This is a genomic window from Paenibacillus sp. JJ-223 (assembly GCF_927798175.1).
GTDB lineage: Bacteria > Bacillota > Bacilli > Paenibacillales > Paenibacillaceae > Paenibacillus > Paenibacillus hubeiensis.
This window is the reverse complement of the sequence record NZ_CAKMMP010000013.1, coordinates 101,663-113,552: the sequence shown is the minus strand read 5'-3', so window position 1 is coordinate 113,552 and position 11,890 is coordinate 101,663. Positions and strand designations below refer to the sequence as shown.

The window sequence follows — 11,890 nt, the reverse complement described above, 5'->3', positions numbered from 1 at the left end:
TTGTTACAAATTCCTTTCCGCGGTCACCATTCCTGCTTGTGCTATTCCCCGTCTCCGAGCAATCTCAGCAAATTGGAAGGCAGCGTAAACTGCTGATTGTTGATGATGATGCGCCGCATCTGTTCTTCGTCGCGTTCGCTCTCGGCATCCTTGATCTCCTGGATTTCGTTATGCAGCCGTTCCATCTGTTGATCCAGGGCATTCGCCGAATCGGCCGCGCTTTTCAGTTCCTTGAGCAGACGCTCGGGCACTTCTTTGTTGTATTTATAAAAAATTTTGTGCTCCAGGCTGGCCCAGAAATCCATGGCGATGGTACGAATCTGGATTTCCACGCAGGCGCGCTCTTCCCCGTTGGACATATAGACCGGAATTTCCACCAGCAGGTGCAAGCTTTGGTAGCCGTTCGGTTTCGGGTTTTTGATGTAATCCTTTACTTCCAGCACGCGCAGATCGCTTTGGTTGCATAACATATCTTTGATCCGGTAAATGTCGGAAATGAACGAGCAGGTAATGCGCACGCCCGCAATGTCCTTGATGTTCTTTTTGATGCTCTCGAACGTCAGCTCATGATTTTTGCGGAACATTTTGTTCATGATGCTCTCTGGCGATTTCAGTCTGGACTTGGTATGCTCAATCGGGCTGTAGTCATGCAGTGACTGGAATTCTTCCTTCAGCACCTCGATTTTCGTTTCCATCTGATCCAGGGCGAATTTATAGATCATCATAAATCTCGTAATTTCGTATTTAAACTTCTTGAACTGGTCAATCGGATTTGGAGCGTTCATCATGATAGCTCTTCCTTTCTCTAAGCACGCAAAATGGTTTGGAGACAAGCCAGCACGCTTCTCTCCCGCTCTATTATAAAACATCTTGAGCCAATAAACGAATTTACAGCGTCATCCAGCTCCCCGCCAAGGCCGATGATGCGCCCTCCCTGTCCTGCTTTAGAGAGATCACCGACAGTTTGCACCAGCCTTTATTTTGGGCCTCATTGCGGTATACTTGAATGGTTAGCGCTTCTCAGGAAAGGAAGATTGGCATGTCCCGAACGGCTCAGCAAAAATTCGCGCTATTATCCCTATGTATGGCAGCCGGGATGGCCGACGTCATCGGTTATCTTGGACTTGGACACGTGCTCACGGCAAACATGACAGGCAACATCGTGCTGCTTGGCATCGCGATTGCCCATGCCCAGGAAATCGTCGTGATCCGCTCTCTGCTCGCTTTGGCAGGTTTTATCGCAGGCAATGCATTTGCGGCAAAATTGATCGGTCCAGGCCAAAGCGGCTGGTCCAAACGAGTTACGCGTGTATTGATCGCGGAGAGCCTGCTGCTGCTTTTCTTTGCAATCGTTATGATGACTCATTTCAGCATGCACTGGCCTGGCCTGGTTATTGTTGTGCTCGGCGCAGCCATGGGCATGCAGACGACGGCAGCCCGCAAAATCGGCATGGCCGGCATTTCGACGACGGTGCTGACCAACAATTTGGCTGCGGTCGTCGAAGACGCGGCCAACATGTTCCGGCGTTTCGGCAAGGTGGACAGACAGGCTGCGCGAAACCGTCTGTCAGGAGACGACAGCCTGCGCGTTATGGCCGTAGCCATTTATTTGACAGGCGTCATCATCGCAGCATTTTTGTTCCACCATGTTCCGAAAGTGGCAGTCTGGCTGCCCGCTTTGCTCGTCGGCGGCGTGGCGATCCGAGCCCGAATGGGCTTTGGCTCGGATCGACGGCAACCCTCCGGAGCTTCGGGCAACTAACGGACTACGCATGAAGCAGCTGGCATCTACAGTCCAAGCACGAGGTTGGATTCCACCGGCATAAGCATGTGCCGGGGTTCATCACTCTTTCCGATGCAGCTCGGCTGCCTCCTGCCGGATCAGTTCCACGAGATGTTGGGCGGCGGGAGACAGCTTCTCCCCGGCCCGGGTACAGACGGCCAGTTTGTTTTTCAAATGTACGCCCTTTACCCGCACGCGGGCCAGCCTCCCGTGCCTCACATCCTCCTTCACCACCAGTGAAGATATGAAATTGGCTCCGTACCCCGCTTTGACAGCACTGATGGTTTCGTTGAGTCCGTTGAACTGCAGCGCGATGCGGGGCGCCGCCACATTAAACGTACTGCACAGGGAAAATAAACGCTCCCTCGTCGCACTGCCTTCCTCGCGCATGATGAACGGCTCTGCCACCATATCGCCAAGCTCCACCTCCTGCCCGGCATACCGGTGATCCGGATGGACCACAAACCACATATCGTCTTCAAACAACTCATCCCAATGCACGCCTGGTTGCGAAATTCCGCTTCCGCCATACAGCGCTACTTCGGCTTCATAACTGAGAAGCTCGTCGAACGCTTTTCGGGTGTTGGTCGTGCTGATCACCAATTCCACGTCTTCGTACAATTGCTTGAAACGGGCAATCCAGGCCGGCAGCAAAAAATTGGAAGGCAGGTACGTTGCCGTAATCCGGACGAGTCCCTTTTTGCCTGAGCGAATACCTGCTATATAGCCGTCCACTTCCTGCTCCAGCTTGAACAGCCGTTCCGCATACTCCATCAGTTGTTTTCCCGCGTCGCTGGCCTCCCTCTTTCTGCCTACCGCTACAAAAAGCGTAACTCCGAGTTCCTGCTCAAACTTCCGAAGCTGGGAAGAAACGGCCGGTTGGCTAATGCTGAGTTCCTCCGCCGCCCTCGTAATGCCGCCGTGCTTGACGACAGCATGAAACAATCGCAACCCGTGCAGATTCATCCTTTGGGCCTCCTTACATCCTTTTAACCATAACTTTAATATATGTTTACATATATAATATATATTTTATTTATATTCAATCAAGCGATATAGTGGTATCAGGAAAACAAAAACAGCTTCTTTGCTCGCAGAAAGGAAGATGAGCCATGAACCATCCGCATGAATCTGTCTCACAGCAAACCTGGACGCAAGTTGACGAATATCTCAATCATATCCTGATCCCGTCTGATCCTTTGTTGGAAAAAGCACTGCTTGCCAATGCCCAGGCCGACTTGCCGACCATTGACGTAACCCCGAATCAGGGACGATTGCTGCAGCTGCTGCTGAGCATTCAGCATGCCGAACGCGTGCTGGAAATCGGCACGTTGGGCGGATACAGCACGATCTGGATGGCTCGGGCACTGCCGGAGCATGGGCGGATCGTCACATTGGAATCGGAGCCCCATCACGCCGAGGTCGCTCGCACCAATCTTGAGCGTGCAGGACTCGCAGGCAAAGTTGACATGCGCGTCGGACCTGCGCTAACGACCTTGCCGGACGTGTGCGAAGACTACCGCGAACCCTTTGACTTCGTTTTTATCGACGCGGACAAACCGAGTAACCCGGACTATCTCCGGTGGGCACTGCGCATGACCCGTCCGGGCAGCCTGATCGTTGGAGACAACGTCGTCCGAAACGGCGAAGTTGCCGATAAACACAGTACCGATCCGCGCGTGCAAGGCGTGCGTACCTTCCTGGACATGATCGGAAATCACCCCCGTCTGGAAGCGACGGCATTGCAAACCGTGGGCAGCAAAGGATATGACGGCTTTGTCATAGCACGCGTAATCTGATGACGTGACCCGCCCCGAAAAATAAACACCGGTCAATTGTTCCGAAATCCCCCTAATCCTGTTACACTTGAATGATCGCATGGGAGATGACTGGGGGAGAAGGCTTGAGAATTCCACGACAAATTACATCTGAGATTCGGGGTTGGCCCCGCAACATCCAGCTTTTTTTTCTGGCAAGCCTGCTGTATCAGATCGGAAACGGCATGTTTTCCGTCCTGTATAACTTATATATTCAGGGGCTTGGCTACAACGATACGATGAACGGCCAAATCATTAGCGTGCAATCGCTCGCAACGGCGATCATGTTCGTGCCGATCGGGCTGTGCGGCGACCGCTTCAGCCGCAAGCTGCTGCTGATTGCCGGCGCGCTGTTCAGCGGCATTTTTTTGGTCGGGCGCTCGTTCGACTACTCGGATAGCGGCCTGATGTGGTTCGCGGTATGCTCCGGCCTGTTCGCAGCCGTGTTTCAGGTGCTGGCCATTCCTTTTCTGGCCGAAAACGTGAAAAAGAGCGAACGGCTCAAAATGTTCAGTTATTATTCATCCTTGGTTCTGGCTTCACAGGTGCTCGGCAGCTTGGGCGGCGGAGTGCTCGCCGATCTGTTTCATTCCATGGGCATGGCCAAGGTCGCCGGTCTGCAGACCGTGCTGATCGCTGGCGGCATCGCCACCTTTGCTGCGTTCATCCCGCTGTTATTTGTCACGGAAAACAAGGAGCTGCCTTCGGCTTCCGAGCCTGAGCCGCTTTCTTCTGCAGCTGGACCGGACACGTCCGGATACAAGGATCGTCATCCAGCATCGATCAACCCTGAGAAGGCAATGCTCAAGAAGGATTCTCGACTGATCGGTCAGTTTGTTGTTACGCAGCTGTTGATCGGCTTTGGCTCCGGACTTGTCGTGCCTTACCTGAACCTGTATTTCACCAACCGTTTCTCGCTATCCGTGAGCGGCATGAGTCTGCTTATTTCGCTTGGGCAGATCATGACGATTGTGTCGATGCTCATCGGACCAACGCTGGCAGCCAAAGTTGGCAGCGTGCGTGCCGTCGTGCTCTTTCAGGTCATGTCGCTGCCGTTTCTGCTGCTGACCGGTTTCACCAACCTGCTGTTCGTTGCTTCGGTGAGCTTCTTGTTCCGGCAAGCGCTCATGAATGCGGCCAACCCGATCCACTCGGCGATCCTTGTGGACAAAGTATCCGACGAGCGGCGCGGCATTGCCAATTCCCTGATGCAAACCGCCTTTATGATCGGCTGGGCCACGATGGGCCCTGTGCAATCTTATCTGGTCACCACGTACGGAACATACTGGGGGTATGCCGTCACGTTCAGCATTACGGGCGGGTTATACGTGCTTTCGTCCTTGCTATACTTCATGATGTTCAGAGAGCCCAAACCTTCGGCCAAGAGTCTGTACAAATTCAACACATAAACAATGCATGGGCCATTTTTCAGTCAGAAGTAGTAACTAACCATGGGAGTCACGCCAAATGAAGAGATCCACAGACCCACAACCCAGCGTGACGATCCGTTTTATTGTTCAGGCATGACCAAAGAGCATCCCCGGAATGTGCCGAAGGATACTCTTTGGTCATGATCATTATAGGAGTGTTTTCAGTCCTATTGTCCTATGGGGGACGTCTCCCGTTCCAGCCAGGTCAAAATGTCGAATGCCTCCTGGTCCGTACTGCCGCACATCTCCATCGAAGCTTGCAGCTCGCCGCATACGGCAGGCCGCTCCTCGCGCCCAAACAGACGGCATCGGTTGTCATCCGTCAGCTGCACGCAGCGTACCCCCGCAGGTTTGCCGCCTTCCATACCTGGAATCGGTGAACTGATGGAAATAGCGATGCAGCATGCGGCACAACCTGTCCTGCATTCCATATCATCTCGCCTCCTTCAAATGTTTGCTGTACCTGCTTTCTCCTCATATGTCGATCAACCGTCAACCGTCCCGTCAGGGGCTACGATCGATTCACCCATGTCCAGATCCGTGCCAATCCTTGCGCAATCCTGCGATTCATCGTACTGCTGTCAAAATAACCGCTGTGGCTAAGCGGACTCCATTGGACAAGCCATCCTCCCGCATGGATCTCGATGTCCTCCTTGACTGCCGCTTCATAAGCAGGATCGATCGGTTTGAGCGGATAACCCAAAATATCGTTCCGATCATAAAAGTTCACCCATTCCCCTGATATGCCTGGAAGATAGGTATCCGCCAGAGGAGACGGCACGGCAATGGGCCGATTGAATTCGTGATATCGCAGGCTCCAGAGCGGCAGCGTTGTTCCAAAGGAATAAAAGGCGGTTAACGTATCTCCGCGTTCCAGCGCAGAATTGGGATCAATGATGCTGGGCACCCGGTCGGAAGGAAATTGCAGATCATAGAAAAAATTGCTGGCGATCACCGCCCCCAAGCTGTGTGCGATGACGCAAAGCGGCGTTTCCGGGCCATTGCGGCCGGATAAGGCGTGCATGGCTTTGGATAACGTGGCATGTACGGCATCGTAATGATGCCCATGGTTTTCTACAGGCTGATAAGCCACGGCGTCCGCCAGATAGTGAATGATGAAGCGGCGCAAAAGCTGATAATTCAATACCTGGTCCTTGACAAGCTTTTGGTAAAGCTCCTCCTCTTTTTCGGCAAACACATCCGCCCAAAACACCGGCTCGATATCGAGACAGGCGGCAGCCGCCCCAGGCAATACCATGACCTGATCGAATTCCTTGTTCAGCCGGGAGATCAAGGTATCGGCATAATCCTCCTTTTGCATGCCCAGTCCGTGAATGACCATTACCGCCACGCGTGTCATGGCACTCCTCCTCCGCTATTCCATCGATTCATGTGTCCTGATCGGCGTTTGTTGAACCTTATGAGCGAAACGGGACAAACATGCACATTCCGCCCCGAATGACATTCCGGTCCTTGCTGAGAAGCTGGACGAACCTTCGTGATTCTTCATCCTTGTTCCTAAGTGTACCATGCCCGCAACGCAAAACGAACCGGCTTGGGAATCATATGCTCCCATCCGGTTCGCCTGCGTACGACTGCGGTTAAACTCTTTTATTTTTTCAGATGAATATGGAGTACATCTTCACGATTGTGAACGACACTGCCCGTAAACGACTCTACCCGCTCCACCATATCCTGTCCATCCGGCACGATGATCGGGGTAATGAGCGGATAGCCGGCAGCCTCTATCACATCGCGATCGAATTCCAGCAGCGTTTGTCCTGCCTTGACGCGGTCTCCTGCCTGGACATGCACTCGGAAGCCTTCGCCCTTGAGCGAAACGGTATTGATGCCGACATGGACCAACATCTGCACCCCGCTCGCATGCTCCAAAATGACGGCATGCTTGCTCTTGATGACGTGGGCGACCTGCGCATCGAACGGAGCTGCCACGCTGCTGCCGGAAGGTTCGATCGCGACCCCGTCTCCCATCTGCTTCTCCGCAAATGCCGCATCAGGCACCTGTTCCAGCGGCACGGCCGTACCGCTTAGCGGTGCACGTACTTCAAGCACGTTAATCGATTCGTCGTTTGCGTTTTTTTCGCGTTCACCGCCGTTTGCCGCGGCCTGCGATACCTCGGCCCGCCCGGTTTCGGTTGTCGGCGCGGTTGCCGTTTCTGCCTGCGCTTCCGAAGCTGCCGAAGCGTTCGCGACACGCCCTTCCCTTCGGACCTTCATCCTGCCAAAGACCACCGTGAGCGCAAACGGCACGATCAGCACGATCGCCATGCCAATGAAGAACACACCCCATTTATTCGGAAAAATGGATAGAAATCCGGGTACGCCGCCCACGCCGATCGACGTGGCCTGAACATCGTTCATCGTCAGCAGCACGCCGCCGATGGCCGAACCGACCATCCCGAAAATAAACGGATATCTGTAACGGATGTTCACGCCGAAGATTGCCGGCTCGGTGACCCCTAGGAAAGCAGAGATCGAAGACGTGGCGGCAAGGCCGCGCATTTTACGTTCGCGCAGCACTAGCATCATCGCCAATGCGGCTGAACCTTGAGCGATGTTGGATAAAGCCAGCATCGGCCACAGAAAGGTACCGCCCTGGCTGCCGATCAACTGCACGTCCACGGCCAGAAACGTATGATGCATGCCGGTAATGACCAGCAGCGCATACAATCCGCCATAGATCAATCCGCCAAGGGCCGCATACGAATTGTAGATATACATGAGTCCGTCCGTAATCGCGTTTGCGATCGCAAACGTGACCGGACCGATGATCGTAAACGCAAGAAATCCGGTGATCAGCAGCGTAACCGGCGCTACCACGAGCAGTTTCACCGAATCGTGAACCCTTTTGTTCAGGAACGTCTCCAGCTTGGCGAGCAAATACGCCGATACCAGCACAGGCAGCACCTGGCCTTGATAGCCGATCTTCTCGATTTCCCAGCCGAACAGGTTCCAGGTTGGCACGGTGCCTTCGTTGACCGCATCGGCATACCCGTAAGCGCTGAGCAGGTCGGGATGCACCAGAATCAAACCCAGCACGATCCCGAGCAGCGGGCTTCCGCCGAATCTCGTCACAGCCGACCATCCGATCAACGCAGGCAGAAACGTAAACGCCGTGCTTGCGATGGTGTTGATGATCGATGCAAGATCCTTCCAGGCCGGATAAACGTCAACGAGCGAACGCTCATCGAAAAAGATGCCGGGGCCGGTCAAAATGTTGTTGATCCCGAGCAGCAAACCTGCCGTAATAATGGCCGGCAGAATCGGGATAAAGATGTCCGACAGCGTTTTGATGGCGCGCTGGATCGGATGCTGTTTTTTGCCCGCGGCGGCTTTTACGTCGTCCTTGGAAGCACGGTCGCCGCCCGTAATCCCGATCATCTCATCGTATACCTTGTCTACGAGACCGGGCCCGATGACCACCTGGAATTGGCCTTGCGAGGAAAATTGCCCTTTGACCAGGTCGTTCCGGTCAAGCGCCTCGCTGTCGACCTTGCTTTCGTCGATGAGGGCAAACCTTAATCGCGTCACGCAGTGCGTGGCTGCTTCGATGTTTTCTTTGCCCCCGACCGCTTTCACGATATCTTCGACTTGTTTGCGATCCATCAGCTTCGCTCCTTTCCTGTGCCGTGATTCGTGGGCGGTTCCTCTTGGGAAATCAGCCACATGTAAGATGCAAAAGGCTCAAGGCAAAGCGTTGGTTCCAGTTCGGGAATCGCTTTCGTATTGCCGATCAGCAGTTCATGCCGCTTGTCTGCCACATGCGCCTGCCAGACCTCCTCCGGAAACCGGAAGCGGGATTCCTGTTTGCTGAAGCTGGAAACGACCAGCAGCGTTTCCTTCCCGTTCGAGCGGGCATAGGCAAACACCTCCGGATGCCCTTCATCCAGCCGTTCGTACAATCCATCCGTCAGCACCTGCACTTGCTTGCGCAAGGCAATTAATTTTTGGTAGTGGTAATACACGGATTCAGGATCGGCCAATTGTCTTTTCACATTCAACTCGGGGTATCGTTCATCGATTTTAATCCAAGGCGTGCCTGTCGTGAATCCCGCATGCTCGGTGTCGTCCCATGGCATCGGTATGCGCGAGTTGTCCCTTGAACGCGTTTTTACGATCTCGAACGCCTCGGCAGCCGACTTGCCGCCCTCTTGCTGCAGCAGCTTAAACATATTCGTGGACTCGATGTCCCGGAACTCGCTCGCATCCTGCCATACCGGATTCGGCAGGCCGATCTCTTCCCCTTGATAAACGTATGGAGTTCCTTGCAGTCCGTGAAGGGTCGTCGCCAGCATCTTCGCGCTTTCCGTCCGATATTCGCCATCGTCGGCAAAGCGCGACAACGCCCTGGGCTGATCGTGATTGTTCAGGAACAATGCATTCCAGCCTCCCCCCGCCTGCATGCCTGTCTGCCAATCGCTGAGCAGTCGCTTCAGCGCCTCGAAATCGTAAGGCATCAGCTCCCACTTCTGCCCGTTTGGATAGTCCACCTTTAAATGATGAAAGCTGAACGTCATCGAAAATTCGCGCGACTCCGGCCTGGAATACCGGATGCAATGCTCCAGCGTCGTGGACGACATCTCCCCTACCGTAACCAGCTGGTAAGGCCCGAATACGTCCTCGTACATTTCGCGAATGTACTCGTGCACCTTTGGGCCGTCCGTGTAAAAACGGCGTCCGTCCCCGGGCGGCACGCTGCCGTCATCGTCGGGAAAGCGCTGATCCTTCGAGATCAGGTTGATCACGTCCATGCGGAAACCGGCCACACCCTTATCCGCCCAGAACTTGAGCATTTTCCGCACTTCAGAACGTACCTGCTCATTTTCCCAATTCAGATCCGCCTGCGTTTTGTCGAACAAGGTGAGGAAATACTGCCCTGTTTGTTCGTCATACTGCCAGGCCGGGCCCCCGAACTTGGACTGCCAGTTGTTCGGCACGCCGCCGTCCGGCGCAGGGTCACGCCAAATGTAGTAGTCCCGATACGGGTTGTCCCGGGACGAGCGGGCCTGTTTGAACCATTCATGTTCTGTAGACGTATGGTTCACCACGATGTCGATCATCAGCTTCATGCCCCGTGCGTCAAGCCCTTCCAGCAGCGCATCCATATCTTCCATGCTGCCATATTCGGGATTGATTCGGTAATAATCGGCTACATCATAGCCGTTATCCCGCTGCGGGGATATGTATACGGGCTGCAGCCAGACGATATCGATCCCCAAATCGTGCAAATAGTCCAATTTTTCGATCAGGCCGGGGATGTCTCCCGTGCCAGAGCCTGTGGTGTCTTTAAAGCTTTTGGGATATACCTGGTACACCGTGGACGTTCTCCACCACGATGAGAGTGCTGTGTTTTCCGAACTCATGCTGCCGCCTCCATTTCCGTGTGGGGGTGTTATATTTTCCGCCTCTGGTATCCCTTACCCCAAAAACCGGGCAACCGTAACACCAACCTCCTCGTATGGAAGGCATCGCAGCCCGCAGTCATCGGAATTTACACCGGTCCCCTTTGATTAATGCAGCGAGTCTTTTAAGTTCCATATTTCCGCATCGTCTTCTCCGGTTGGGAAAACTCCCTCAGCGGCTTGGCAACAACTCGCCTAATCAACAACGTACCCGTCATACCGATGGCAAATATGAGCCCAGCCATGCCGGCGGACGGCAGAAAAGCGCCGACGGTAATGCCCATTGCGGCAATCATGCGCGCACCCTGCATCATCATGCCGTTCACGGCCATATAGGAGCTGCGTGCTTCCACGCTGACCATTTCAGCCAGCTCCCGCTGGCGCAAGGGCGTGTGAATCAGCTCTCCGACGGTGGCAACCAGCATGAACAACGCGAGCAGCAACGGCTCGTTTGTATAGGCGATGACCGCAAAACCCGCAACGTACGCCACCGAACCCAGCGTCAGCCATTTCACCCGCTGCCATGGCCGGTCATAACGTTTGAGCAATGCATTGATGCCCAGCGCCATCACCACGATCAGAATCGTATTCTCCATTTGGATCAGCCCAAACATATGGATGCCATGGAGTTCCATCGCAGGCAGGAAAGGAAGATCTACCGTAAGGGGAACAAACTCTCGTTCCAATCGGACGCCGATATATTGGGTGAGATGAAACTCGGTCGATAACAACAGCAGCATGCCAAGGCTGTATGCCATAAAACGTTTGTCCTTGTAAACAGACTGGTACGTTTGGAGCATCATTGCCGCCCCCCTAAAGCGCATTCCCCACTTCCCCTGCATCGGTCGAGGTTGATATGTCTCCTTCACCCGAAACGCGGTCAACAGAAGGATGCACAGGCTCACCAAAGCCATGACCATAAACAGCTCAAACCGGTAATCCTTAAACATCCACCCGCCGATGGCCGTGCCGAGCGTGATCGACAGGTTGATGGCCCAATAATTGATGCTGTACATCAGCGTTCTCGTTTCCGGCGTGCTGACGTCGATCAGCATGGCATCCGCCGCAGGAGCTCCAATGCCGTTCGCCGCCCCATGCAGCATGACCATGGCAAAGGTCAGCCAGACCGAATCGATCCCCGGCGCATTGGCTGCCGCCATCAGCACAGCGGCCGCAAACAGCACGCCTTCGGCATAGATCAGTACTTTTTTCCGTCCATATCGATCTGCCAGGTACCCACCCCAGAAGCTTGCGGCTATACGCAAAACGATGAGCAAGACCATCAGCAGGCCAGCCGTTTTCTCCCCCAGCTTTTCCGAAAAATAAATGGCCATGAACGGAAAAATCATCGCTTCGATCGTTCGCGTCATGAATACCGTCAAAATCCGAATACGTATCGTGGGGTGCAATTGCTTCAAGCTCATGTTCATTCTCCTT

The 11,890-nt window shown here is 54.2% G+C and carries 10 protein-coding genes; 3 read left to right on the top strand and 7 right to left on the bottom strand.

Annotation, left to right across the window (positions count from 1 at the left end; translation table 11 throughout):
• Positions 1-41: 41 nt before the first annotated feature.
• Entirely contained in the window at positions 42-785 is a 744-nt protein-coding gene (locus tag L6H98_RS21800) for a GTP pyrophosphokinase family protein (protein WP_236419636.1), read from the bottom strand.
• 254 nt (positions 786-1,039) lie between these two features.
• Between L6H98_RS21800 and L6H98_RS21795 the strand changes: the two genes are divergently transcribed.
• On the top strand, positions 1,040-1,762 hold the full coding sequence (locus L6H98_RS21795) for a YoaK family protein (protein ID WP_236419411.1): 723 nt from the start codon (positions 1,040-1,042) through the stop codon (positions 1,760-1,762).
• Positions 1,763-1,843: 81 nt separating this feature from the next.
• Here the strand turns inward: L6H98_RS21795 and L6H98_RS21790 are convergent, their stop codons facing one another.
• Positions 1,844-2,749, bottom strand: a complete 906-nt coding sequence (locus L6H98_RS21790; protein ID WP_236419409.1) for a LysR family transcriptional regulator — start codon at positions 2,747-2,749, stop codon at positions 1,844-1,846.
• 146 nt (positions 2,750-2,895) lie between these two features.
• On the opposite strand from L6H98_RS21790, the gene L6H98_RS21785 reads away from it, so the two are divergent.
• Positions 2,896-3,582: an O-methyltransferase gene (locus tag L6H98_RS21785; RefSeq protein WP_236419407.1), complete on the top strand. Its 687-nt coding sequence runs from the start codon at positions 2,896-2,898 to the stop codon at positions 3,580-3,582.
• Positions 3,583-3,686: 104 nt separating this feature from the next.
• Entirely contained in the window at positions 3,687-5,009 is a 1,323-nt protein-coding gene (locus tag L6H98_RS21780; protein ID WP_236419397.1) for an MFS transporter, read from the top strand.
• Positions 5,010-5,197: 188 nt separating this feature from the next.
• Here the strand turns inward: L6H98_RS21780 and L6H98_RS21775 are convergent, their stop codons facing one another.
• From L6H98_RS21775 to L6H98_RS21755, 5 genes are all read right to left on the bottom strand, one after another.
• Complete coding sequence (locus L6H98_RS21775; RefSeq protein WP_236419388.1) at positions 5,198-5,461, bottom strand: YkgJ family cysteine cluster protein; 264 nt, start codon at positions 5,459-5,461, stop codon at positions 5,198-5,200.
• A gap of 80 nt (positions 5,462-5,541) precedes the next feature.
• A complete protein-coding gene (locus tag L6H98_RS21770; RefSeq protein ID WP_236419386.1) occupies positions 5,542-6,390 on the bottom strand; it encodes a chemotaxis protein in 849 nt (282 codons plus the stop codon).
• A gap of 251 nt (positions 6,391-6,641) precedes the next feature.
• Positions 6,642-8,657, bottom strand: coding sequence for a PTS system trehalose-specific EIIBC component (gene treP / locus L6H98_RS21765; protein ID WP_236419384.1), 2,016 nt, complete (start codon positions 8,655-8,657; stop codon positions 6,642-6,644).
• A complete protein-coding gene (gene treC / locus L6H98_RS21760; protein ID WP_236419369.1) occupies positions 8,657-10,414 on the bottom strand; it encodes an alpha,alpha-phosphotrehalase in 1,758 nt (585 codons plus the stop codon). The genes treP and treC overlap by 1 nt, the downstream gene beginning before the upstream one ends.
• Positions 10,415-10,578: 164 nt before the next feature.
• Positions 10,579-11,877, bottom strand: a complete 1,299-nt coding sequence (locus tag L6H98_RS21755) for an MFS transporter (RefSeq protein WP_236419353.1) — start codon at positions 11,875-11,877, stop codon at positions 10,579-10,581.
• Between the last annotated feature and the right edge of the window lie 13 nt (positions 11,878-11,890).